We start from the raw sequence: 24238 nt of genomic DNA, 5'->3' as shown, positions 1-24238 counted from the left end.
CTCGTGGGGAACGACCCCGGGTTCGGCGCGGCGTCCTCAGCCCCAGGTGAGGAGCTCCTCGCCGTGGGCGGCCCACGCGCCGACCTCCGCGAGCGAGGTCACGTCGTCGGGGGCGGCCTCGAGCGCGACGACCGGGCACACGGCCGACCGGCCCCCGGCGCGGACGGCCTTCGGGTCCCACGAGACGAGGACGGTGCCGCGCTCGACGTGGTCGCCCTGCGCGACGTGCGTCGTGAAGCCCTCGCCGCCCAGCTGGACGGTGTTGATGCCGAGGTGGACGAGGACGGCGCGGCCGTCGTCGTGCTGGACGACGAACGCGTGCGGGTGCAGCTTGACGACGGTGCCCGTGATGGGGGCGACGGCCTCGCCGCCCTGCGCGTCGTCGGGCTCGACGGCGAGCCCCGGCCCGACGAGGCCGGCCGAGAAGACGGGGTCGTCGACGTCGGAGACGTCGATGACCGTGCCCGTGACGGGCACGAGCACCGTGAGCGGCGCGGCCATCAGCGCAGGTCCTCGATGTCGGAGGCGATGTTGTCGGCCTCGGGGCCGACGATGACCTGGATCGCGGCACCCGAGCGCACGACGGCGATCGCCCCGGCGGCGGTCAGCGTGGCGTCGTCGACGAGCGCCGGGTCCTCGACCTCGACGCGCAGGCGCGTGATGCACGCCTCCAGGTCGACGACGTTCGCGTCGCCGCCGAGGCCTCGGAGAATCTGCTCTGCCTTGCTCACGGGTGCTCCTCGTGGTCGTGTTCCGGCCGGGGCCGGGTCAGGTGTCCCGGCCGGCTGCCGTGCTGGTCGGGGTGCGCGGGGCGCGCGGGGTCGGGGCGCCGTCGTCGGGGTGGTGCGACGGCGGTGGTGCTGTGGTGGTGCCGGGTCCTCACATGAGGTCGGCGAGGTCGGACGCGATCGTGTCGACCTGCGGGCCGACGACGACCTGGACGACCCGGCCGTTCACCATGACGCCGAACGCTCCGGCGCGCCGCAGGAGCGCGGCGTCGACGAGCGCGGGGTCCTTGACGAGCGATCTCAGCCGAGTGGTGCACGGGTCGATCTCGTCGATGTTGGCCACCCCGCCGAGGCCGGCGAGGATCGTCGCGGCGCGCTCCGCGTCGGACTGTGTCATCGGTCGTTCCCTTCGGTCGCCCGGGCCGGCACTGGCACGGGGTCGAGGTGGTCGGTGGGCGTCGGGTCGGTGGTGTCCGCCGTGGCGGCCGGGTCCGCGGGGGCGTTGGTCGACGCCGGGGAGCCGCCGGTGCGCGGCACGAGCGTCGGGCGCGCCTCGCGCAGCGGGACGAACACGCTGTACCGGTCGCCGCGGTAGCTGGACCGCGAGTACATGAGCGGCGCGTCGCCCGCGAACGTGCGACGGACGGTGCGCATGACGGCCCGCGACGCGCGCAGCCCGAGGAGCTTCTGCTCCTGGACGGTCGCGTCGGAGGCGGTGATCGTGTCCTCGCCCCACGTGGGGGCCAGGCCGCGCTCGCGCAGGGCGCCGTACAGGCTCTCGGGGACGCCGTCGTCGAGCAGGTCCGGGGCGAGGTCGACGGGGATCCACGCCTCCTCGACGCTCATGGGCGAGCCGTCGGCGGAGCGCAGGCGCACCACGTGGTGCATGGGGTCGCCCGTCGCGCGCCCGAGCGACTCGGCGACCGACGCCGGCGCGGGCGCCGTGCCGACCTCGAGCACGTCGGTGCCCGGCTCCATGCCGCGACGGCGCGCCTCCTCCCCGAACGTCGTGAGGCGCATCTCGAAGTCCGCGCGCGGCGGGGCGACGAACGTCCCGCGGCCCTGCGAGCGCTCGAGCACGCCCTCGGTGACGAGCGCGTCGATCGCCTGGCGCACGGTCATGCGCGAGACACCGAACTTCTCGGTGAGGCTGCGCTCGGACGGCACCGCGTCGCCGACGGAGAGCTCGCTCGCCACGAGGTCGGCGAGGTAGGCGCGCACCGTGAGGTACTTGTGCTCGCTCGCCTGCGATCGTGACCTGCTCATCGTCGTGCCGCGTCCTCGTCCTCGTCCTGGTCCTTCGTCCGCGTCCGTGCCCTGGACGGACGGACGACCCTGCGTCGGTGCCTCGATCTCCACGGGTGCATTGTCCGTCCTGCGACCTGCGGCGACGCGGGTCCTGGACCTGTCCGTGTGTCCCGGGTCACCTCCGGGGGTTGACACATCATGAGGTCTAGACCACTCTTCCTGCAAGTGGTCCAGACAACCTGGACCGGATGTCCGGCACGACGAGCCAGGAACGACCCCAGTCGTCCTCGGCGTGCCCGGAGACCGGCAACGACGCCCGTACGACGTCGCGCCACCGCTGCCGCACGACGCACCTCGGCCTGCGCCCCAGGCCCACCCAGGAGGAGATCGACACATGACCACCGTCGCCGAACCGACGAGGACGAAGAAGGGGGTGCCCGGCTTCGCGCAGCTCCAGCGCGTCGGGCGCTCCCTCATGCTGCCCATCGCGTCCCTGCCCGCCGCCGCGCTGCTGCTGCGGCTCGGGCAGCCCGACATGCTCGGCGCCGACGGGGTCGCCGGCACCTTCGCGTGGATGCAGCCCGTCGCCGACGTGCTCGGCGCGGCCGGCAACGCGCTGTTCGCCAACCTGCCGATCATCTTCGCCCTCGGTGTCGCGGTCGGGTACGCGAAGAAGTCCGACGGGACGACCGGCCTCGCGGCCCTCATCGGATACCTCGTCTTCAAGGGCGTCAGCGACTCGCTCTCGCCGTACGTGCTCGGCAAGCCCGCCGAGGGCGACGCGCAGGAACTCATCAACTACGGCGTGCTCGGTGGCATCGTCATCGGTCTCACGGCGGCGCTGCTCTACCAGAAGTACTACCGGATCAAGCTGCCCCCCTACCTCGCGTTCTTCGGCGGGCGACGCTTCGTCCCGATCGTCACCGCGGGTGTGTCGGTCCTCATCGCCGTCGTCGGTGCCCTGATCTACCCCGCCTTCGACTGGCTGATCAACGACACGATCGGCGGGTTCGTCACGGGGTCGACGATCCTCGGGGCGTTCATCTTCGGCACGCTCAACCGCCTGCTCGTCCCGATCGGTCTGCACCACCTGCTCAACTCGCTGCCGTGGTTCCAGTTCGGCGAGTACACCTCGGCCGACGGCACGGTCGCGCAGGGAGACATCTTCCGCTTCCTCGCGGGCGACCCCACGGCGGGCACGTTCCTCACCGGCTTCTTCCCCATCATGATGTTCGCCCTCCCGGCCGCGGCGCTCGCGATCGTCCACACCGCCAAGCCGGCCCAGCGCAAGGTCGTCGCGGGCATCATGGGTTCGGCCGCGCTCGTCTCGTTCGTCACGGGCGTGACCGAGCCGCTCGAGTTCGCGTTCGTGTTCGTCGCCTACCCCCTGTACGTCATCCACGCGGTCCTCACCGGGACGTCGCTCGCCCTCGTCAACGCGCTCGGCATCCGCGACGGCTTCGGATTCTCGGCAGGCGCGATCGACTACCTGCTGAACTTCCGGATCGCGGAGATGCCGCTCCTGCTCATCCCCGTCGGGCTCGGGTACGCGCTGATCTACTACTTCCTCTTCCGCTTCGTCATCACCCGCTGGAACCTGCGGACCCCGGGGCGCGAGGACGACACCGACGGCGCCGTCGAGGCGACGGGAGCCACGGGGGCGACCGACGCCCCGGTGGCCGACGCCCCGGCGTCCGACGTCCGGGCGACGGGGCGCGACGACCGCGCCGCCGGCGGCACCGAGGCCGACGTCCCGAGCCGCACCGGTTCGGGCGGCGGAGGCGCGGCGTGACCGTCTCCGACGACGCGACGCGCGCACCCGCGCGGGTCTCCGACCCGGGGCTGACCGGCGTACCGGTCAGCCCCGGGCGGGGGGCGGGGACGGTCGTGCGCATGCCCGACCCGGTCCCCGAGCCCGCTGCGGCCCCGCTCGCCGCGGACAGCACGGACGCCGACGTGGACCTCGCGGTGACGCAGGTCCTCGCGGCGGTGACGACCGTCCAGGAGGACCTCACGGCCCGCGCCGCGCGGGCCGAGGGCACCGCGGCGGAGGTGCTGGGCGTGACCGCCGCGATGGCGGCGGACCCCGCCCTGGCGCGCGACGCCGTCGGGCGGGTGCGCGAGCAGCGCACCACGCCGGCGCGCGCCGTGTGGGACGCGGCGGGCGTCGTCGTCGGGCAGCTCGAGGCGCTCGGCGGGCTCATGGCCGAGCGGGCGCGCGACGTGCGCGACGTGCGCGACCGGATCGTCGCGACGCTGCTCGGCCTGCCCGCCCCGGGAGTGCCCGACCCGGGGTTCGCGTTCGTGCTCGTCGCGGACGACCTCGCTCCCGCGGACACCGCGCAGCTCGACCCCGAGCGCGTCCTCGCGGTCGTGACGCGGGGCGGCGGGCCGACGTCGCACACCGCGATCCTGGCCCGGGCGCTCGGCATCCCGGCCGTGGTGGCGGTCGAGGACGCGCTGACGCTGCACGACGGCGCGACGGTGCTCGTGGACGGCGGGCTCGGCACGGTCGAGCGCGACCCGTCCGCCGAGGACGTGGCCGCCGTCGTCGCGGCGCGCGGGGCGCGCGGCGAGCGCCGCCGGTTCGACGGCGAGGGCCGGACGGCGGACGGCCGCCGGGTGGAGCTCCTCGCCAACGTCGCGAACGGGGAGGACGCACGGGCGGCCGCCGAGGCGGGCGCGGAGGGCGTGGGGCTCTTCCGCACCGAGGTGTGCTTCCTGGGTCGCACGGTCGAGCCGACGATCGACGAGCAGGTCGCGGCCTACCGCGAGGTGCTCGCCGCGTTCGGCGGCCGCAAGGTCGTCGTGCGCACGCTCGACGCGGGCGCGGACAAGCCGCTCCCGTTCGTCACGCCCGAGGCCGAGCCCAACCCGGCGCTCGGCGTACGCGGCCTGCGCACCGCGCGGCGCCACCCCGAGGTGCTCGACCGCCAGCTCACGGCGATCGCGCGCGCCGCGGCGGCGGAGTCGGCCGACGTGTGGGTCATGGCGCCCATGATCGCGACGCCCGACGAGGCGGAGTCGTTCGTCGCGCTGTGCGCGGACCACGGCCTCGGCACCGCGGGCGTGATGATCGAGGTGCCCGCCGCGGCCCTCGGGGCGCGCTGGGTGCTCGCCAAGGCGTCGTTCGCGAGCATCGGCACGAACGACCTCACGCAGTACACGATGGCCGCGGACCGCGAGGTCTCCGACCTCGCCCGCCTGTCGACGGCGTGGCAGCCGACGGTCCTCGCGCTCGTCGGGGCGACGGGCTCGGGGGCGGCGCTCAACGGGCGCCCGCTCGGCGTCTGCGGCGAGGCCGCGGCGGACCCGGTGCTCGCGCCGGTGCTGGTGGGGCTCGGCGTGACCTCGCTGTCCATGACGCCGCGCGCGCTCGCCGACGTCGCGGCGGTGCTGGCCGCCACGACGTCCGACCAGTGCGAGGAGCTCGCGTTCCTCGCGCTCCAGCAGCCCACGCCCGACGCCGCCCGCGCGGCCGTCCGGTCCCGCCTCCCGATCCTGGACGACCTGGGTCTGTAGTCGACCTCACGGGCGCCGACAACGACATGGGGGCCGTTATCCGCTGGATAACGACCCCCATGTCGTTCTCGACGGGGCGTGAGGTCGTGGTCGACGATGCTACGCCGGGGGAGTAGAGAGAGTAGAGAGAGTAGAGAGAGGTCAGGCGACCTCGGTCTGCTCCAGGAACGACGCGAGCGCGTCGATGGAGGCGCTCGCGTCGTCGCCGTCGGCGTCGGTCGACAGCACGACCTCGTCCCCGGCGGTCACGCCGAGCGTCATGACGCTGAGGATGCTCGCCGCCTCGACGGGGTCGCCGCCCGCCTTGGCGATGCGCACGGGGGCGGGCTGGGCGGCGGCGGCCTTGACGAACAGGGCGGCGGGGCGGGCGTGAAGGCCTTCGGTGATCGCGACGACGACGGCACGGTCCATGGTGTTTCCTCCGGCAGACAAGTGGTCTGGACCAGTGCATCCTAGGGGATCGCCGCCCACAAGGCGAGGGCCCGAGGACCTCCGGTCCGAGCGCTGCTGCCGACGGCGCCGCGGGCGCACCACCCGGGTCACACGTCGCGTGCCGTGCGCACCCCGTCGCGCCGGTCGAGCGTCGAGCGCGCGGCAGCGAGCCGCGCGACGGGCACCCGGTACGGCGAGCACGACACGTAGTCCAGCCCGATCTCGTCGAACAGCGCGACGGACGCCGGGTCGCCCCCGTGCTCGCCGCACACCCCGGCGTGCAGCCCCGGCCGCGCGCGGCGCCCGCGCTCGAGCCCGACGTGCACGAGCTCCCCGACCCCGTCCCGGTCGATCGTCGCGAACGGGTTCGTGCCCACCACTCCCGCCTCCAGGTACGCGGTGAGGAACGACCCCTCCGCGTCGTCGCGTGAGATGCCGAGCGTCGTCTGCGTGAGGTCGTTCGTGCCGAACGAGAAGAACTCCGCGTGCTCGGCGATGCGGTCCGCGACGAGCGCCGCGCGGGGCAGCTCGATCATCGTCCCGACGGCGTATGGCAGCGGGGCGTCCGCGCCCGCCAGCTCCTCCGCCATCGTCGCGTCGACGACCTCGCGCATCCGCCGCAGCTCCTCGGAGAACCCGACGAGCGGCACCATGATCTCCACGCGCGGGTCGTGCCCGGCCGCGCGCACCGCGAGCGCCGCGCGCGCGACCGCCCGTACCTGCATCGCCGCGATCTGCGGGTGCAGCAGCGCGAGCCGCACACCCCGCGTGCCGAGCATGGGGTTCATCTCGCTCAGCCGGCGCACCTGCGCGAGGAGGCGGCGCGCGCGGGCGAGCCGCGCCGTCGTCTCCCCGCCGCCGGCCGCCGCGGCCCAGCCCTCCGCGACGGCGTCCGTCCCGTGCAGGGGCGCGCCCGGGTCCCCGACCTCGTCCTCGAGCCGCTGCACCAGCAGCGACTGCTCGACGAGGTCCGGCAGGAACTCGTGCAGCGGCGGGTCGAGGAGCCGGATGGTCACGGGCAGCCCGGACATCGCCGTGAGGATCTCCTCGAAGTCGCCCTGCTGCATGGGCAGCAGGCGGTCGAGCGCGGCGGCGCGCGCGGCGTCGGTCTCCGCGAGGATCATCTCGCGCACCACGGGCAGCCGGTCGGGCGCCATGAACATGTGCTCCGTGCGGCACAGGCCGATGCCCTCGGCCCCGAGCTCGCGGGCCTTCGCGGCGTCCTCGCCGGTGTCGGCGTTCGCGCGCACGCCGAGGCGCCGCACGTCGTCGGCCCAGCCGAGCACGGCGCGGAAGTCGTCGGTGACCTGGGGCGGCACGAGCCGCAGCGCGCCCGCGTAGACGTCGCCGGTCGTGCCGTCGAGGGTGATCGTGTCGCCCTCGGTGAGCACGTGGTCCCCGACGTGGACGCGGCGCCCCTCCACGTCGATCCGCAGCGCGCCGGCACCCGCGACGCACGGCTTGCCCATGCCGCGCGCGACGACCGCCGCGTGCGACGTCATGCCGCCGTGCGCGGTGAGCACGCCCTGCGCGGCGATGACGCCCGCGATGTCGTCCGGGTTCGTCTCCCACCGCACGAGCACGACGGCCTCGCCGGCCTTGCCTCGCTCGGCCGCGGTCTCGGCGTCGAGCACGACGCGCCCGACGGCCGCCCCGGGCGACGCGTTGAGCCCGCGCGTGAGCGGGGTCGCGCCGTGGCCGGGGTCGAGCGCCGGGTGCAGGAGTTGGTCGAGCTGTGCCGGATCGAGGCGGCGCAGCGCGGTGTCCCGGTCGATCACGCCCTCGTCGACGAGCTCGCGGGCGACCCGCAGCGCCGCCTGCGCGGTGCGCTTCCCGGTCCGGGTCTGCAGGAGGTAGAGCGCGCCGTCGTCCACGGTGAACTCGATGTCCTGCAGGTCGCCGTAGTGCTGCTCGAGCCGGTCCATGGTCGCGCGCAGCTCGCGGAACGCGTCGGGCAGCACGGTCTCCATCTCCGCGAGGGGCCGGGGCGTGCGGATGCCGGCGACGACGTCCTCGCCCTGCGCGTCCACGAGGAACTCGCCGTAGAGCTCCTTGGCCCCCGTGGCGGGGTTGCGCGTGAAGCACACGCCGGTCGCCGACGTCGCGCCCTTGTTGCCGAACACCATCTGCATGACGTTGACCGCGGTGCCGAGGTCGTCCGGGATGCCGTTCGCCCTCCGGTACACCGCGGCGCGCGGGTTGCCCCACGACGCGAACACCGCGTCGACCGACCGCCGGAGCTGCTCGCGCGGGTCCGTCGGCAGGTCCTCGCCCGTGTGCTGCCGTGCGACCGAGCGGAACGTCGCGACGAGCCCGCGCAGGTCGTCCGCGTCCAGGTCCGTGTCCTGCGCGACGCCGCGGCGCGCCTTGAGCGCGTCGAGCTCGTCGGCGAACGCGTGGGCGGGCACGCCCTCGACGACCTCGCCGTACATCTGCACGAACCGTCGGTAGGAGTCCCACGCGAAGCGCGCGTTGCCGGACTCGGCCGCGAGCCCCTCGACCGAGTCGTCCGAGATCCCGAGGTTGAGGATCGTGTCCATCATCCCGGGCATCGAGAACACGGCTCCCGAGCGCACCGACACGAGCAGCGGGCGCTCGCGCGCGCCGAGGCGTCGCCCCGTGCGCGCCTCGAGCGCGTCGAGGTGCGCGACGACCTCGTCCCACAGGCCGTCCGGCCACGACCCGCCACGCTCCATGGCCGCGACGCACGCCGCCGTCGTCACGGTGAAGCCGTCCGGCACGGGCACGCCGATGCGGCGCATCTCCGCGACCCCCGCGCCCTTGCCGCCCAGCAGGGCGCGCATGTCCGCACGCCCCTCCGCGAGGTCGTAGACGTACCGGTCGCTCATGGCTGCTCCTCGTGGTCGGCGGCGGTGGCCGCGCTGTCTCCTGCCCGACGGCGGTCCGCCGGGCGGGTCTGCGGGGTCGCGCGGGCGAGGTCGTCGCCCGGGGGCTGCGGTGCGTCGTCGGGCGCGAGGGCGCGACGGCGCGCGGTGACGAGCTCGACGACGCGCCCCGCGGCCTCCTCGAGCGCGAGGGTCGTGGTGTCGAGGACGGGGCAGCCGAGGCGCCGCTGGAGCAGGGCGACCTCGGCGAGCTCGTCGTGGATGCGGGCGAGGTCGGCGTACCCGCCGAGTGCCGTGCCCCTGTGGTCCCCGTGGCCCGCGGGTCCGCCGAGCCCGGTGGCACCCATGGCGTGCACGCGGCGCTGCCGGATCTCGAGCAGGCGCTCGGGGTCGATCGTCAGGCCCACGACCTTCCAGCGCTCGGCCTCGAACAGCTCGCGCGGGGGCGCGACGCCCGGGACGAGAGGGATGTTGGCGGTGGGGTAGCCGAGGTAGCCCAGGTACATCGACAGCGGGGTCTTGCCCGTCCGCGACGCCCCGACGAGCACGACCTGCGCCTCGTCGAGCCCGTCGGTGAGGTGGCCGTCGTCGTTCGCGACCGCGAACTCCATCGCGTGGATGCGGTCGAAGTAGTCCGCGGCGAGCCCGACGGGCTGCACGACACGCGCCGGCTGCGCGCCCGTGCGCGCGGTGAACGCGTCGAGGGCGGGGGCCAGCAGGTCGGCGCACGGGACGTCGAGCGCCGCGCACGCCTCCAGCACGCGCGTGCGCAGCGCGTCGTCGACGACGGTGCAGAACACCACGGCCGCGGCCGGGTCGGCGCGGAGCTGGGCCACGACGTCGTCCACGCCTCGCGCGCTGTGCAGCCGCGGGTGGCGCACGACCCGGACCGGCTGCCCGGGGAACTGCGCCTGCGTGGCGCGCGCGACGCGGGTCCCGGTGTCTCCCGTCGAGTCCGCGACCACGTGGATGTCGATGACGCGCGCCGTCGCCGCCATGACCCCAGGCTAGGTCGGGGCGCGGGTTCTCCCCAGCGGAAGGTCTGCTGGGTGTGGGGCACAGCCGACGGGTCTAGGGTGACCGGCATGTCCGACGCGACGACACCGCGCGCGTCCTCCCCGTCCGCGGGAGAGGCGCAGCGCATCCACGTCACGCTCTCGACGGCCAGCGTCTACCCGCGCAAGGCCCCGTACGCCTTCGAGGCCGCGGCCGACCTCGGGTACGACGGCGTCGAGGTCATGGTGTGGTCCGACGAGACGACCCAGGACGCCGCGACGCTCCGGCGGCTGGCCGCCGAGCACGACGTCCCCATCCGCAGCATCCACGCGCCGACGCTGCTGGTGAGCCAGCGCGTGTGGGGGCGCTCGCCCGGTCCCAAGCTCCGGCGCAGCGTCCGGCTCGCGCAGGAGGTCGGGGCGAGCACCGTCGTCGTGCACCCGCCGTTCCGGTGGCAGTACCGGTACGCGCGGGAGTTCGAGGACCTCGTCGGCGAGCTCGACGAGACCGAGGGCGTGACCATCGCGGTCGAGAACATGTACCCCTGGCGCAGCCGCAAGCGCGAGATGCAGGCGTACCTGCCGGGCTGGGACCCGTCCGAGCACGGGTACGAGCACGTGACGCTCGACCTGTCGCACGCCGCCGTCGCGCAGCAGGACGCGCTCGCGCTGCTCGACGTGTTCGACGGCCGCCTCGCGCACGTCCACCTCGCCGACGGGTCGTCGTCGATCACGGACGAGCACCTCGTCCCCGGCCGCGGCGACCAGCCGTGCGACCGGGTCCTCGCCGAGCTCGTGCGGCGCGGGTGGGCCGGCGACGTCGTCGTCGAGATCTCGACGCGCCGCGCCCGGACCGCGGCCGAGCGTCGCGAGGACCTCGCCGCGTCGCTGTTCTTCGCGCGCACGTACCTCACGCCCGGACCGCACCCGGGCTACGAGCCGCCGCCCGGGCAGCCGCACCGCCACGCGGACGCGTGGGGCGAGGCCGATGCGCGCGAGGGCGCGGCGGAGAGCACCCCGGGCGACGTGGGGACGGCCTGACGCCCGTCGGGACCGCGACGAGCAGAGGGACCACGTAGCGTCGCGGCCCCGCCGCCCGCCGTCCACGGGAGTGGCAGCGCTGACGTAGGCTCGGCGATCGTGGCTCGCGTCAACGGTCTCCTCGCCGACACGACGCCGTTGCGCATCTCGCCGCCGTTCCGCCGGCTGTGGTGGGGCCTCGGCATCTCCAACCTCGGCTCGCAGCTCACGGTCGTCGCCGTCGGTCTCCAGGTCTACGCGCTCACGGGCTCGTCGCTCGCGGTCGGGGTGCTCGGCATCTGCGCCCTCGTGCCCCTCGTCGTGCTGGGCCTGTACGGCGGCGCGCTCGTCGACGCGTACGACCGTCGCAAGGTCGCGCTCGCGGCGTCGACCGCGCTGTGGGTCATCACCGCGCTCATCGCGGTCCAGGCGTGGCTGCACCTGAACTCGGTGGGCGTGCTCTACGGCCTCGTCGCCGCGCAGTCCGCGGCGTTCGCCATCAACAACCCGGCGCGGTCGGCGATCATCCCGCGCCTCGTCGAGCCCCGGCTCCTGCCCGCCGCGAACGCGCTCCAGACGATCGCGTGGAACGTCGCGCTCACCGTCGGCCCGCTGGGCGGGGCGTTCCTCGTCGCGCTCTGGGGCTACCAGGTCGCGTACACGATCGACGCCGTGCTCTTCACCGCGGCGCTGTGGGCGGTGTGGCGGCTCCCCGACATCCCGCCCCTGACCGGCGACGACACCCCGCGGCCCGCGGAGGCGGGGCGGCGACGCCGGGTCGCGGGGTGGCGGTCGGTCGTGGACGGCCTGCGGTACCTCGCGACGCAGCCGAACGTCCGCACCACCTTCCTCGCCGACCTCGCGGCGATGGTGCTCGCGTCGCCGCGCGTGCTCCTGCCCGCCGCGGGCGTCGTGTTCCTCGGCGGGGGTGAGGCGACGACGGGGGTGCTCGCCGCGGCGTTCGCCGTGGGGGCGGTGCTCGCGGGGGTGTTCTCGGGCGGGCTGTCGCGCGTGCGCTGGCAGGGTCGCGTGATCGTGTGGGCGATCACGGGCTACGGGCTCTCGATCGTGCTGTTCGGCCTCGTCCTGGTGGGGGTCGGGGCGACGAGCCCGACGACCGTCCTCGGGGGCGGGGTCGTCGCGGCGAGCGTCGCGCTGGCGCTCGCGGGCGCGTCGGACGCCGTGAGCTCCGTCTTCCGGCAGACGATCCTGCAGACCGCGACGCCCGACGACATGCGCGGCAGGCTCCAGGGCGTGTTCATCGTCGTCGTCGCGGGCGGGCCGCGGCTCGGCGAGCTCGTGCTCGGCGCCCAGGCGACGTGGGTGGGCGAGGCCTGGGCCGCCGTCGCCGGGGGCGTGGCGTGCGTCGTCGTGCTGTGGATCGTGGTGCGGTCGCAGCGCAAGTTCTGGCACTACGACGCCCTCCACCCCGAGCCCTGAGCGGCGCGGGCCGGCCGGAGCGCTCACGGGCGGCGCGTCGGTAGGGCGCCCTAGGCTCGGGGCGTGCCACCGAAGAAGCCGACGACCGAGCCGCCCGTGATCGACCCCGTCGTGCTGGACGACCTCCAGCGCGGCGACGCCTACGACCTCGAGGCGGAGGCCGACCTCGAGGGGTTCGAGCTCGTCGACCTCCGCCTCGACCGCCTCGACCTGCACGGTGCGAGCGTGTTCTCCACGCGGCTCGACCAGGTGCGGGCCGACGAGGCGGACCTCGGGGCGGTGACGCTCACGGAGGTGCTGCTCGACCGTCTCGACGTGCCCGTGCTGCGCGGGACGCGCGGCCGGTGGCGCGAGGTCGAGGTGCGCGGCGCGCGCCTCGGGTCGGCCGAGCTCTACGAGTCGTCCTGGGCCGGGGTCCGGTTCGTCGGCTGCAAGCTCGGCTTCGTCAACCTGCGCGGCGCGACGCTGCGCGACGTGATGTTCACCGACTGCACGATCGACGAGCTCGACCTCGTCGCCGCGGACGCGCTGCGCGTGGCGTTCGAGGGCACGCGCGTCCGCCGTCTCGACGTGCAGGCCTCGACGCTGGCGCACGTGGACCTGCGCGGTGCGGAGATCGACGAACTGAGCGGGATCGAGTCCCTGCGCGGCTCGACGATCGACTCCACGCAGCTCGCGCGCCTCGCCGCGACGTTCGCGCACAGCCTCGGCATCACGGTCACGGACTGACGCGGGATAGAGTGCGCGACGTGACCGCCGCCACGCACCCGTCCACCGCGCTGCCCGACCCCGCCCGGACCGAGGTCCTCGTCGCCGGGCCGGCGTCGTGGAACCTCCTCGTCCAGCTCGACGAGCTGCCCGCGCCCACCCCGCACACGGTCTTCGCCCGGTCGCACCGCGCCACCGTGGGCGGGACGTCGGCGGGCAAGGCGCTCAACCTCGCGCGGCTCGGCCGGTCGGTGCTGCTGCGCACCGTCCTCGGGGCGGACGACGACGGCGCGCGCGTCCGGTCCGTTCTCGAGGGCGCGGGCGTCCGGGTGCTCGCGGAGCCCTCGCCCGACGGGCGCACCGAGAGCCACCTCAACCTCATGGACGACGACGGCGGGCGCGTCTCGGTCTACCTGCGCGCACCGGGCGAGGTGCCCGCGCAGGGCGCGTCGTGGGAGGCCGCGGTCGCGGCGCTCGACGCGGCGCGGGCCGTCGTCGTCGATCTCGCGGTCCCCGCGCTGCCCGTGCTCGACCTCGCCGTGTCCCGCGGTCGTGACGTCTGGGTCGACCTGCACGACTACGACGGCGAGTCCGCGTTCCACCGGCCGTGGGTCGAGGCGGGGACGCACGTGTTCCTCAGCGGGGACCGGCTGGGGGACTGGCGCGGCTTCATGGCCGCGCGGGTCGACGCGGGCGCGCGGCTCGTGGTGTGCACGCACGGGTCGCGCGGCGCCGTCGCGCTCACCGCCGACGACGGGTTCGTCGAGGTGCCGGCGGAGCGCGTGCCGCACGTCGTCGACACGAACGGCGCGGGCGACGGCTTCTTCGCGGGCTTCCTCGATGCGCACCTGCGCGGGGCGGGCGTCGAGGAGGCGATGGCGGCGGGTGCCCGGCACGCGGCGCGCGTCGTGCAGAGCCCGGACCTCGTCCCGGCCTGACCCGCGACGCACGGCGCCGACCGCCCCGGCCGCGGACGTGGCCGACGAGCGGCAGCCCGTGCAGCCCGTCGAGGCCGAGGTCGTCGCTGCGGGCCGGGGTCGTACCGCGGGGTCGGCGGTCAGGCGAGGCCGGTGTCGCGGGCGACGATGGCCGCCTGCATACGGGTCGCGACGCCGAGCTTGGCGAGGACGCGCGAGACGTGCGTCTTGGCCGTGGCCTCGGTGATGTAGAGGTCGGTCGCGATGCCCTGGTTGGAGAGGCCGCGGCCGAGCGCCGCGAGCACGTCGACCTCGCGGGGCGTGAGGTCGACGAGCCGTGGGTCCTGTGCCGAGCCGTTCGCGCCGGCGTGCGGCCCGGCGGCGGGTGCCGGAGGGCCACCGGCCGTGCCCGACGTCGGCCCTGCGGCCGAGCGGCCCGGCTCGCCCGGGTGGGCGGGCGGTCCCGGGTGCGGGGCGCCGTCGGGCACCGGGCCGCGGGCGAACGCGGCGAGGAGGCGGCGGGTGACCTCGGGCGCGAGGACGCCGTCGCCGGCGGCGACGCGACGGACCGCGTCGAGCAGCGCCGCAGGCTCGGCCGACTTGAGGAGGAACCCCGCCGCGCCGCCGCGGAGCGCGCCGTCGACGTACTCGTCGAGGTCGAACGTCGTGAGCACGAGCACCTCGGCGAGACCCTCGGCGGTGATGGCGCGGGTGGCCTCGATGCCGTCCACCCCGGGCATGCGCAGGTCCATGAGCACGACGTCGGGTCGCAGCGCCCGGGCGTTCGTGATCGCCGCGGTGCCGTCCGACGCCTCGCCGACGACCTCGACGTCGTCCGCGGCGTCGAGCAGAAGACGCAGGCCCGCGCGGATCGCCGCGTGGTCGTCGGCCAGCAGCACCCGGACCGGTCGGCGTGTCACGCGCTCTCCCTCTCGCTCGGACGGGCCGCGACCGGGACGGACGCGCGCACGGTCCACCCGCCGGCCGCCGTCGGCCCGGCCGCGAACGTCCCGCCGAGGCCGTCGGCGCGCTCCCGCATGGTCAGCAGGCCGGTACCCGCGCTGAGCGGGCCGTCGACCGGCGGTGCGGCTCCGGGAGGGCCGTCGTCGCGAACCTCGAGCGCCACGGTGGCCCCGTCCCGGGAGAGCCGCACCGTGACGCGCGACCCCGGCGCGTGCTTGACCGCGTTCGTCACGGCCTCCTGCACGATCCGGAACAGCGCCTGGTCCGCCGCGGCGGGCAGCGGGCCGGTCGCGACCCCGTCGGGGTCGTCGAGCACGACCGTCGTGGTCGCGCGCGCGGCGGCGAGGAGCGCGTCGAGCCCCGCGAGCCGACCGGGCGCGGCGACGGTGTCGAGGGCGGCGCCCGCGCCGTCGTCGCGGCGCCCCTCGGACCGGAGCAGCAGGATCATGGACCGCATCTCGTCGAGGGACGCCACGGCGCTGGCCCGCACCTGCTCGAGCGCGGCCCGGTCCTTCGCGGCGTCGGGCGGGAGCGCGAGCGCGGCGCCCGAGTGGATCGCGATGGTCGACAGGTGCGACGCGATGACGTCGTGCAGGTCGCGCGCCATCGCGGCACGCTCGGCCCGGACCGCCTCGTGCCGGTCGAGCTCGGCGATGCGTTCGAGGTCGCTCGCGCGCTGCCGTTCCAGGTCCGCCGTGCGGGCCGCGGTCTCGGCCTCGCGCGCCGCGAGGTCGGCGCGCTCGCCGGCCAGCTCGGCGAGCTCGCTCTTGGTGCGCACGTTGGTCGCCCACCACATCGGCACGAGGAGGACGGCGCCGAGCTGCAGCCCCATGTACACGAACTCGCGCACGTCCCGGGCCGCCTCGCCCGCCGCGACCGACCCGGCCACGGCGACCGTCACCGCGACGCCCCAGAGCCACGCCCGCGCCCGCGGCCTCGACCAGAGCGCGGCGGCGTAGAGCAGGTCCCACAGGACGAGCGTGACCGCGAGGCTGCCGCCCCACCGCAGGTCGACGACCATGACGGCCACGCCGCCGAGCAGCGCGAGGATCGGGTGCGCGCGCTTGACCAGGATGAGGAGGCAGCCGACCCCGAGCAGCGCGACGCGCCACCACGGCTCGGCCGGCTCGACGACGAACGGGGCCCGGACGAGCCCGACCAGGCCCACCTCGAGGAGGACCCACCCGAGGACGAACGTCGTGACGGCGGAGAAGAGGTCGTTCCGACGGTCCTCGATGCGCCACACCTGCGTGAGCGACCGGGCAGCGGCCCGCCATCCGGTGTGTCCGGGCGCGACGCGCTGCGCCTCGTCCGCGTCGTCCTCCTCCGTCCTCACGCACCCATCCCAGCACAGCGCGGCGTCCCGCGGATCGGTCGAACGGTGTACGACGTCGGCGTCCCGGTCCGCGCCGGTGGCTCGCCGGGCGCTCCGGGTCGGTCGTTCGCCCGACGACGGGACCGCGCCCCGGAGGCGAGGCTCGACGACATGGACATCCCCTTCGACCTCGACGCCGTCGGCGGGCCGGGCCTGGGCCTCGCGGCCATGGCGGGCGTGCTCGTCGTGCTGGCGCTCATCGACTCCACGAGCTTCGGCACGCTCCTCATCCCGGTCTGGCTGCTGCTCGCGCCGGGTCGGCTCCGTGCGGGGCGCGTGCTCGTCTACCTCGGCACGGTCGCCGCGTTCTACCTGGCCGTCGGGATCGTCGTGCTGCTGGGCGCCGGGGCCTTCCTCGAACGGTTCGGCGACGCCCTGGACACGCGCGCCGCCGCGATCGTGCAGCTCCTCCTCGGCATCGGGCTGTTCGCGCTGAGCTTCCGCTTCGACAGCAAGCGCACGGCCCGGCGGGACGCGCGCGCGGCCGCCGCGGCGCCGGCGACGGTCGGCGCCCGGCCCACCGTCCACGGCGAGATCCCGGGTGACGCGCCCGGCGTGACGTCCGGGACGACGTCGGGCGGGCGCCCGGGGCGGCTGTCCCGCTGGCGCGAGCGCGCGCTGGGGATCGAGGCGGACGCGGTCGGTGCCGGTGCGGTACGGACCCGTCCCTCCGTGCTGCCGCTCATGGGGCTCGCGCTCGGCGCCGTCGCCCTCGAGGTCGGGACGATGCTCCCGTACCTGGCCGCGATCGGGCTCCTCACGACGTCGGACGTCGGCTGGCCTGCGACCGGCGGCATCCTCGCGGCCTACTGCGTCGTGATGGTCGCGCCCGCGCTCCTGCTGCTGCTCGGGCGGCTCGTCGCGGCGCGCGCGGTCGACCCGCTGCTGCGCCGGCTCGACGCGTGGTTGACGCGGAACGCGACCGACATGACCGGCTGGGTGCTGGGGATCCTCGGCGTCCTGCTCGCGCTGAACGCGTTCGGCCGCCTCGGCTGGACCTGAGCGGGCCGCGGCCGTGCCGCACCCCCGCACGACGGCGGCCCGCCCGGAGGTCCGGACGGGCCGTCGTCCTGCACCGGCGGGAGCCGGTCAGGGTCAGTGCGAGGTGCCGTTCGTCGCCTTCTCGCCCGAGCCCGTGAGCTGCGTGCCCGCGAGGTTCGCGATGAGCTGGTTGATGTCGACGCCGGTGAGCTGCTTGATGACGCCCTGGCCCTCGCCCAGGACCGACGCGACGTTCTTGGTGACCGCGGACGCGCCGTCGGTCGAGACGACGGTCATGCCCTGGATGTTGCCGATCGGCTCGGCCGCGGCGCGCACGATCTCCGGCAGGCGCTCGATGAGCTCCTGCACCAGGGCCGCCTCGCCGTACTTCTGGAGCGCGTCGGCCTTCGCGTCGGTCGCCACGGCCTCGGCGCGACCCTCGGCCTCGATCGCCGCGGCGCGGGCCTCACCCTCGGCCTTGATACCGGCCGCGAGGGCGACCTGGCGGTCGCGCTCGGCCTCACCGGCGCGGCGCACGGCCTGCGCGGACGCCTCGGCGTCCTGGATGGCCGCCGTCTTGTTCGCCTCGGCGATGACGGTGCGCTTGTACGCGTCGGCCTCGGTCGCGGCGTTCGCGGCGTCACGGCGCGCGTTCGCCTCCTGGACCTCGGCGTACGCCTTGGCCTCGGCGGGCTTGCGGATCTCGATGTCGAGGCGCTCCTGCGTCACGCGGGCCTGCTCGGCGAGCGCCTCGCGCTCCTGCTGCGCGACGAGGCGGTCCTGCTCGGCGCGCGCGAGCTGGCCCGCGGCCTCGGCCTCGGCGTTCGCGCGGTCGGTGTCCGCCTTGATCGCGGCGCGCTTGAGGTCGAGCGCCTTCTGGCGCTCGGCGATCTGCTCGGCCGCGTCGATGACGGCGAACTCCGAGGCACGCTGCGCCTCGGCCTCGGAGACCTCGGCGACCTGGCGGGCACGGGCCGACTCGGCGCGACCCAGGTTCGAGAGGTAGTCCGAGCCCGGCGTCGAGATGTCGGAGATGTTGAGCAGGTCGACCTGGAGGCCCTGCTCCGAGAGGTCGGCCTTGGTGGACTCGACGACGCGGTCGGACAGGCCCTTGCGGTCGGAGATGATCTGCTCGATCGTCATGTCGCCCACGATGGAGCGCAGCGAGCCCTCGAGGGACTCCTTGATGATCTCCGTCAGCGTGCCCTGCTGGGAGAGGAAGCGCTGGGCCGCGCGGCGCACGCCCTCCTCGTCACCGCGGACCTTGAAGTTGATGGACGCCTTGATGGCGATCTTGATGCGGTTCTTGTCCACACCCTCGACCGTGATGCCGATCTGGCGCTGCTCGAGCGAGATGGAGAAGCCCTGCTGGAGGATCGGCCAGACGAACGTGCGGCCGCCGACGACGACCTTCTGCCCGCTGCCCGCCGCCTCCCTGCGCCCCGCGCCGCGGCCGACGATGACCAGGGCCTCGTTCGGCGGGACGCGGCGGATGCGCTTGCTGATGAAGATGACCACCGCGAAGAACGCGATGACCAGGGCGACGATCGCCAGGGTCGTGATGAGGTTCGTGTCGTCGAACATGGTCCGCGCCGGGGCGCGTCTCCTTCCGTGGGTGCGTGCAGGTCAGGGCGTGCGGCGGTGCGGGACGGGCCGGTCGGGGTCGAGCCCGGCCGGTCCGGCCGGTGGTGCGGTGCGCGGCACCCGCCGACGGCGCGGGGCGGCGTCGCCGGTCGGGTCGGCCGTGCGGTCAGTCGTTGGGGTAGTGGCGCTGGACGCGCACGCGGCTCCCGGACTGCTCGAGCACGACGACGCGCGCGCCCTCCGGGATGGGCTCGTCCGCCCAGGCGAGGCGGCGCTCGAGCTCGTGCACGGCGTCCAGCGAGACCTCGCCGCGGGACGGGTCGATCGCGGTCGTCGCGGTCCCCTGCACGCCGACGAGGGACGTGGGCACGCCGTCCTCCGACTCCCGCAGGTGCTTGACCAGGGCCTGCACGAGCACCATGACGACCAGCGCCACGACGAGCGACCCCACGTACGCGAGCCACGTCGGCAGGTCGTTGGAGGCCACGATCACGCCGACGGCGCCGAAGACCACGCCACCCACGCCGAGCGTCGTCCCGGACACCGCGCCGTCACCCAGGTCGACGATCTCGCCGACGAGCAGCGAGAGGAGCAGGAGGGCGAGTCCGGCGATGCCGATGACGATGAACGCGATCATGCGAGGTCCCCTTGCTGCGGCGGGCGGCCGTGCGTGTGTCGGTGCCGTGCGGACGGCCGTGCGGACGGCCGTGCGGACCGTCGTGTTGACGTGGCGTGTGGAGTTGTCGTGAACGTACGCACACCCTATCGTGACCCGACCGTGCCGAGAGCCCGCCCGAGGCGTCCGGGCATGGGGAGCACTCCCCAGGTACGACGGACGCGGTCAGGAGCCGAGCTCGTCCAGCATCCGCAGCAGGTTCGCGCGCGCCGTGCCGGCGTACCCCTCGACCCAGTCGCCCTCGTAGCCGCGCGGCACGACCTCGACGACGAGCAGGCACGCGAGGTACGCCCGGTACAGGCGCAGCCGCGTCCACGCGTCGGCGTCGCCCGACCCCGGGGTGCCGTCGCCCAGGCCGAGGTCGCCGCCCGCGGCGGCGTAGCCCGCGAGGAGGTCGGGGTCGACGGCCCCGGCGCCGAGCTGGTCCGCCCCCGCGAGCTCGAAGAGCGGGTCGCCCCACAGCGACCGCTCCGCGTCGAGCACCCCGACGATCGCGAGGTCGTCGGTGTCGTCGGCGTTCTGCGGACCGTCGTCGGCGCGCCCGAGCAGCACGTTCCCGGGCCAGAGGTCCGCGTGCACGAGCCGGGGGACCGTCACGCGGGCGAGCAGGTCGCGGTGGCGCGCGACGGCGTCGAGCACCCGGGCCTCGGGGAGGTCCACGCCCCACCGACGCGCGTCGTCGAGCGCGGCCCCGACCATGCGGGCGAAGGCGTCGGGCCAGATGGCCGCGGCGAGGTCCGAGACCCGGGCCGGATAGCCGAACCGGTCGCCCGTGATCCGGTGCAGGCGCGACATGAACGACCCGAGCCCCCGGCGCACGACGGCGGTCGCCGCGGCATCGAGCTCGCGACCGCTCCACAGGGTGCCGTCGAGGAACGTGACGACGAGCGCGTCGCCGTCCACGTGCGCGCGCGTGAGGTCGGCGTGCAGCACGCGCGGGACGGGCAGCCCGGCCGCGTGCGCGGCCCGGTAGGCGGCGTCCTCCGTGGTGAGGATCCCGTGCTCGTAGCGCAGCAGCCGCGACGTGTCCGCCCCGGTGACCTTGACGACGACGCGCGCGGGGACGCCGTCGGGCCCGCCCCCGTCCGGGTGCGGGGCGAGGTCCACCGCGAGCACGCTGGCGAACATCCCGCCGCTCAGCGGCTCGACGCGGACGGCCTCGCCGAGCGGCGCCACGACGGCCGCGACCTGGTCCTGCGTGACCGACGCCTTGGTGAGCACGCGGCGATGCTACCGGTGCGGACGCCCCGTCCCGGGGCGGTCAGGACGGGGTGAGGAGATCCTGCTCGGCCACGGCGTCGAGGCTCAGCGTCCGGTACCCGTGGGTCTCGAACAGGACCGTGACCCGGTCGTCGCCCTCGTACCCCATGACCGTCCCGGCGCCGAACTCCGGGTGCTGCACCGTCGTGCCGGTCGACCAGGGTGCGGCGTGGTCGTCGGCCGACCGCTCGGCGGCGGTGCCGGACCAGCAGGCGTCGCAGCGGCCGCACGGCTCGGGCAGGTCCTCCCCGAGGTAGGCGAGCAGGAACTGGCGGCGGCACTGCGTCGTCTCGGCGTACGCGCGCATCATCTGCAGGCGCGAGTCGTCGACCCGGCGCCGGGCCTCGGCGAGGTTCCGCGCGGTGTCGGCCACCGCGGCCGGGCGCGCGTCGTCACCGGCGAGCGCCCGCGCGTCCTCGACGAGCGCCCGCAGGCGCGCGAGGCGCCGGGGGAGCCGCGCCCGGCCGCCGCCCGCGGGCCCCGACGCGGGGGCCTCCGCACCGGCTCGGCCCAGGGCCCGAGCGACCTCGCGCAGGTCGTCGCGGTCGGGCACGCTCACCGCGAAGTAGCGCTGGAGGCCCAGGTCCTCCGGGCGGTAGAACAGCACCGCGACGGCGGGGTCGCCGTCGCGGCCGGCACGACCCACCTCCTGGTAGTAGGAGTCCGGGGAGCCGGGGACGTCCGCGTGCACGACGAACCGCACGTCGGGCTTGTCGATGCCCATGCCGAACGCGGACGTCGCGACGACGACGTCCACCTCGTCCTCGGTGAAGCGCCGCTGGGCCTCGTCGCGCTCGGCCCGCCGCAGGCCGCCGTGGTACGCGGCGGTGCGCAGGCCCGCCCGCGCGAGCGCGTCGGCGACCTCGGTGGTGCGGCGCCGCGTGGCGACGTAGACGATCCCGACGCCGTGCTCGGCCTCGGCACGCACGCGCTCGACGACAGCGCGGTCCTTGTCGTCCGCCTCGACGGCCCGCACGACCTCGAGCGCGATCCCCGGGCGGGCGAACCCGCGGACGATCACCGCGGCGTCGCGCAGGTGCAGGCGCTCGGCCACGTCCTCGCGCACGGGCGGGGACGCCGTCGCGGTGAGCGCGAGCACGGGCGGCCTGGGGTCCAGGGTGTCGAGGCGCTCGCCCACCCGGAGGTACTCGGGCCGGAAGTCGTGCCCCCAGGTCGAGACGCAGTGCGCCTCGTCGACGGCGACGAGGCTCGGTCGGGCCGCGCGGACCGCGTCGAGGACCTCGTCGTTGGCGAGCTGCTCGGGCGAGAGGAACAGGAACTCGAGCTCGCCCGCGGCGGCGGCCTCGAGCGCGGCGCGGCGCTCGGCGGCGGGCACGGCGGAGCTCACGGCCGCGGCCCGGGCGTCGTCGTCGCCGAGCTCGAGCAGCGACCGCACCTGGTCCTGCTGGAGCGCGATGAGCGGCGAGACGACGAGCGTGGGCCCGGGCAGCTCGAGCCCAGGGACCTGGTAGACCGCCGACTTGCCGGCACCGGTCGGCAGGACGAGCAGGACGTCGCGGCCGTCGAGGAGGGCGGCGATCGCCTCGCGCTGCCCGGGGCGCAGGTCGCGGTAGCCGAAGACCTCCCGGGCGGTGACGCGGACGTCGGCGAGGGTCGGCTCGTCCGTCACGGGCGCGGCACGTTGCGCAGGTTCGCGCGCGCCATCGACACGACCTCGCCCATGCCGCCGCCGAGGATCTCCTTGCTCATCGCGACCGCGAACCCGCGCACCTGGCCCGCGGTGATGTTCGGCGGGATCGAGAGCGCACGCGGGTCCGTGACGACGTCGACGAGCGCCGGTCCCGGCCGGTGCAGCGCCTCCTGGAGCGCGCGGCGCAGGTCCTTCGGCTTCTCGACGCGCACCGCCGGGATGCCGATCGCGTTCGCGACGGCGGCGTAGTCGACCTGGGGCGACTCGGTGCCGAACATCGGCAGCCCGTCGACGAGCATCTCGAGGCGCACCATGCCCAGGCTCGCGTTGTCGAACAGGACGACCTTGACCGGCAGGTCGTAGTGCTTGAGCGTCACGAGCTCGCCGAGCAGCATCGAGAGCCCGCCGTCGCCGGCCATGGCGACGACCTGCCGGCCGGGCTGCGAAGCCGCGACACCGATCGCGTGGGGGAGCGCGTTCGCCATCGACCCGTGGATGAACGACCCGATGACGCGCCGCCTCCCGTTGGGCGTGATGTACCGGGCGGCCCAGACGTTGCACATGCCCGTGTCGACGGTGAACACGGCGTCGTCGGAGGCCACCTGGTCGAGCGTGTCCGCGACGAACTCGGGGTGGATCGGCGTCGTGCGCTCGACCTTCTTCGTGTACGCCCCGACGACGCCGGTCATCGCCTTCTCGTGCTTGGCGACCATCGAGTCCAGGAACTTCCGGGACCGCGCCTTCTTCACGAGCGGCAGGAGCGCGCGCACCGTCTCGCCGACGTCGCCCACGACCGCGAGGTCCAGGCGGGTGCGGCGTCCGAGGTGCGTCGGGTCGACGTCGACCTGGGCCGTGCGGACCGACTCGGGCAGGAACTGGTCGTACGGGAAGTCCGTGCCGAGCAGGATCAGCAGGTCGCAGTCGTGCATCGCGTCGAACGCGGCGCCGTAGCCGAGCAGGCCGGACATGCCGACGTCGAACGGGTTGTCGTACTGGATGAACTCCTTGCCGCGCAGCGAGTGGCCCACGGGCGCGGCGATCTTGTCCGCGAGCGCGATGACGTCGTCGTGCGCGCCGCGCACGCCCGCGCCGGCGAAGATCGTCACCTTCTTCGCGGCACCGATCGCGTCCGCGAGCTGCTGGACGGCGCCCGCGTCCGGGACGACGCGCGGGGGCGCGGGCCGGCACGCGACGTCGGGCACGGCGGCGGGAGCGTCGAGGTCGGCGACGTCGCCGGGGAGCGTGAGGACGGAGACGCCGCGCGCGCCGTAGGCGTGGTGGATCGCGGAGTTGATGACGCGCGGGGCCTGGTCGGCGCTCGAGATCATCTCCGAGTAGACGGAGCACTCGGTGAACAGGCGGTCCGGGTGGGTCTCCTGGAAGAACCCGGTGCCGATCTGCTTGCTCGGGATGTGGCTCGCGATGGCGAGCACGGGCACGCGCGACCGGTTGGCGTCGTACAGGCCGTTGATGAGGTGCAGGTTGCCCGGCCCGCACGACCCCGCGCACACCGCGAGGCTGCCCGTGACCTCGGCCTCGGCGGCCGCCGCGAACGCCGCCGCCTCCTCGTGGCGCACGTGGATCCACTCGATGCCCTTGCCCGCGTTCTCGCCCGTGTTGGACCGGTGCACCGCGTCGACCACGGGGTTGAGGCTGTCGCCGACGATGCCGTAGATCCGCCGCACCCCCGCCTCGATGAGCTGTGCGACGAGCAGGTCCGCGACAGTCCGGCTGCGCTTGTCGACGGGGGAGCGACCGATTCCGAACGGCATGACGTACCTCCACGGCTGGGCTGGGGTCGTCTCCCATCGTGCGCCGGGCCCGCGCGGGCCGCAGCGCGAGCCGACGTCTCGTGCGTCACGGTGCACGCCACGACGTGTCCCGAACCCGGG

21 protein-coding genes are annotated in these 24238 nt (G+C 75.1%); 7 read left to right on the top strand and 14 right to left on the bottom strand.

What is annotated here, in order from left to right; all coding sequences use genetic code 11:
- Window positions 1–36: 36 nt before the first annotated feature.
- The 4 genes from ACFC2L_RS08830 to ACFC2L_RS08815 all read right to left on the bottom strand — a co-directional run bounded on the left by ACFC2L_RS08830 (window position 37) and on the right by ACFC2L_RS08815 (window position 1994).
- The gene (locus ACFC2L_RS08830) at window positions 37–501 is read right to left on the bottom strand and encodes a PTS glucose transporter subunit IIA (protein ID WP_375823903.1); all 465 of its coding nucleotides are present in this window, start codon (window positions 499–501) and stop codon (window positions 37–39) included.
- Window positions 501–731 carry a PTS transporter subunit EIIB gene (locus ACFC2L_RS08825; protein WP_053369276.1) on the bottom strand — a complete coding sequence of 77 codons (231 nt, stop codon included), beginning with the start codon at window positions 729–731 and terminating at the stop codon, window positions 501–503. The genes ACFC2L_RS08830 and ACFC2L_RS08825 overlap by 1 nt, the downstream gene beginning before the upstream one ends.
- A 148-nt stretch (window positions 732–879) precedes the next feature.
- Window positions 880–1125 (bottom strand): PTS transporter subunit EIIB, encoded by a 246-nt coding sequence (locus ACFC2L_RS08820; RefSeq protein ID WP_024839826.1) that lies wholly within the window; start codon window positions 1123–1125, stop codon window positions 880–882.
- The gene (locus ACFC2L_RS08815; protein ID WP_375823902.1) at window positions 1122–1994 is read right to left on the bottom strand and encodes a GntR family transcriptional regulator; all 873 of its coding nucleotides are present in this window, start codon (window positions 1992–1994) and stop codon (window positions 1122–1124) included. Before ACFC2L_RS08815 ends, ACFC2L_RS08820 begins: the two co-directional genes overlap by 4 nt.
- A gap of 376 nt (window positions 1995–2370) precedes the next feature.
- Here ACFC2L_RS08815 and ACFC2L_RS08810 point away from each other — a divergent pair, with 376 nt between their 5' ends.
- Together ACFC2L_RS08810 and ptsP are read left to right on the top strand one after the other, a co-directional pair.
- Window positions 2371–3768, top strand: a complete 1398-nt coding sequence (locus tag ACFC2L_RS08810) for a PTS transporter subunit EIIC (RefSeq protein WP_375823901.1) — start codon at window positions 2371–2373, stop codon at window positions 3766–3768.
- A complete protein-coding gene (gene ptsP, locus ACFC2L_RS08805; protein ID WP_375823900.1) occupies window positions 3765–5498 on the top strand; it encodes a phosphoenolpyruvate--protein phosphotransferase in 1734 nt (577 codons plus the stop codon). Before ACFC2L_RS08810 ends, ptsP begins: the two co-directional genes overlap by 4 nt.
- A gap of 141 nt (window positions 5499–5639) precedes the next feature.
- Here the strand turns inward: ptsP and ACFC2L_RS08800 are convergent, their stop codons facing one another.
- The 3 genes from ACFC2L_RS08800 to ACFC2L_RS08790 all read right to left on the bottom strand — a co-directional run bounded on the left by ACFC2L_RS08800 (window position 5640) and on the right by ACFC2L_RS08790 (window position 9774).
- Entirely contained in the window at window positions 5640–5909 is a 270-nt protein-coding gene (locus ACFC2L_RS08800) for an HPr family phosphocarrier protein (RefSeq protein ID WP_375823898.1), read from the bottom strand.
- Window positions 5910–6037: 128 nt separating this feature from the next.
- Entirely contained in the window at window positions 6038–8779 is a 2742-nt protein-coding gene (gene ppdK, locus ACFC2L_RS08795) for a pyruvate, phosphate dikinase (RefSeq protein ID WP_375823897.1), read from the bottom strand.
- Window positions 8776–9774: a pyruvate, water dikinase regulatory protein gene (locus ACFC2L_RS08790; RefSeq protein WP_375823896.1), complete on the bottom strand. Its 999-nt coding sequence runs from the start codon at window positions 9772–9774 to the stop codon at window positions 8776–8778. The genes ppdK and ACFC2L_RS08790 overlap by 4 nt, the downstream gene beginning before the upstream one ends.
- Before the next feature lie 87 nt (window positions 9775–9861).
- Between ACFC2L_RS08790 and ACFC2L_RS08785 the strand changes: the two genes are divergently transcribed.
- From ACFC2L_RS08785 to ACFC2L_RS08770, 4 genes are all read left to right on the top strand, one after another.
- The gene (locus tag ACFC2L_RS08785; protein ID WP_375823895.1) at window positions 9862–10812 is read left to right on the top strand and encodes a sugar phosphate isomerase/epimerase family protein; all 951 of its coding nucleotides are present in this window, start codon (window positions 9862–9864) and stop codon (window positions 10810–10812) included.
- A 99-nt stretch (window positions 10813–10911) separates the two neighbouring features.
- Window positions 10912–12231: an MFS transporter gene (locus ACFC2L_RS08780; protein WP_375823893.1), complete on the top strand. Its 1320-nt coding sequence runs from the start codon at window positions 10912–10914 to the stop codon at window positions 12229–12231.
- Between the two features lie 63 nt (window positions 12232–12294).
- Window positions 12295–12960: a pentapeptide repeat-containing protein gene (locus ACFC2L_RS08775; protein WP_375823891.1), complete on the top strand. Its 666-nt coding sequence runs from the start codon at window positions 12295–12297 to the stop codon at window positions 12958–12960.
- 20 nt (window positions 12961–12980) lie between these two features.
- Window positions 12981–13877, top strand: coding sequence for a carbohydrate kinase family protein (locus tag ACFC2L_RS08770; protein WP_375823890.1), 897 nt, complete (start codon window positions 12981–12983; stop codon window positions 13875–13877).
- Window positions 13878–13996: 119 nt separating this feature from the next.
- On the opposite strand, the gene ACFC2L_RS08765 is transcribed toward ACFC2L_RS08770, so the two are convergent.
- Together ACFC2L_RS08765 and ACFC2L_RS08760 are read right to left on the bottom strand one after the other, a co-directional pair.
- Window positions 13997–14776, bottom strand: a complete 780-nt coding sequence (locus ACFC2L_RS08765; RefSeq protein ID WP_375823888.1) for a response regulator — start codon at window positions 14774–14776, stop codon at window positions 13997–13999.
- Complete coding sequence (locus ACFC2L_RS08760; RefSeq protein ID WP_375823887.1) at window positions 14773–16155, bottom strand: sensor histidine kinase; 1383 nt, start codon at window positions 16153–16155, stop codon at window positions 14773–14775. Before ACFC2L_RS08760 ends, ACFC2L_RS08765 begins: the two co-directional genes overlap by 4 nt.
- A 150-nt stretch (window positions 16156–16305) precedes the next feature.
- Here ACFC2L_RS08760 and ACFC2L_RS08755 point away from each other — a divergent pair, with 150 nt between their 5' ends.
- Complete coding sequence (locus ACFC2L_RS08755; protein ID WP_375823886.1) at window positions 16306–17196, top strand: GAP family protein; 891 nt, start codon at window positions 16306–16308, stop codon at window positions 17194–17196.
- A gap of 93 nt (window positions 17197–17289) precedes the next feature.
- On the opposite strand, the gene ACFC2L_RS08750 is transcribed toward ACFC2L_RS08755, so the two are convergent.
- The 5 genes from ACFC2L_RS08750 to ACFC2L_RS08730 all read right to left on the bottom strand — a co-directional run bounded on the left by ACFC2L_RS08750 (window position 17290) and on the right by ACFC2L_RS08730 (window position 24118).
- Window positions 17290–18759 (bottom strand): flotillin family protein, encoded by a 1470-nt coding sequence (locus tag ACFC2L_RS08750; protein ID WP_375823885.1) that lies wholly within the window; start codon window positions 18757–18759, stop codon window positions 17290–17292.
- Between the two features lie 166 nt (window positions 18760–18925).
- Entirely contained in the window at window positions 18926–19396 is a 471-nt protein-coding gene (locus ACFC2L_RS08745) for an NfeD family protein (RefSeq protein ID WP_375823884.1), read from the bottom strand.
- Window positions 19397–19600: 204 nt separating this feature from the next.
- The gene (locus ACFC2L_RS08740; RefSeq protein WP_375823883.1) at window positions 19601–20656 is read right to left on the bottom strand and encodes a phosphotransferase family protein; all 1056 of its coding nucleotides are present in this window, start codon (window positions 20654–20656) and stop codon (window positions 19601–19603) included.
- A gap of 40 nt (window positions 20657–20696) precedes the next feature.
- Complete coding sequence (locus ACFC2L_RS08735) at window positions 20697–22325, bottom strand: RecQ family ATP-dependent DNA helicase (protein WP_375823881.1); 1629 nt, start codon at window positions 22323–22325, stop codon at window positions 20697–20699.
- Window positions 22322–24118, bottom strand: a complete 1797-nt coding sequence (locus ACFC2L_RS08730; protein ID WP_375823879.1) for a pyruvate dehydrogenase — start codon at window positions 24116–24118, stop codon at window positions 22322–22324. The genes ACFC2L_RS08735 and ACFC2L_RS08730 overlap by 4 nt, the downstream gene beginning before the upstream one ends.
- Window positions 24119–24238 lie beyond the last annotated feature (120 nt).

The organism is Cellulosimicrobium sp. NPDC055967, assembly GCF_042269845.1.
Taxonomy (GTDB): Bacteria; Actinomycetota; Actinomycetes; order Actinomycetales; family Cellulomonadaceae; genus Cellulosimicrobium.
The sequence above is the reverse complement of the archived record's forward strand: the minus strand, read 5'-3'. Positions and strand labels throughout refer to the sequence as shown.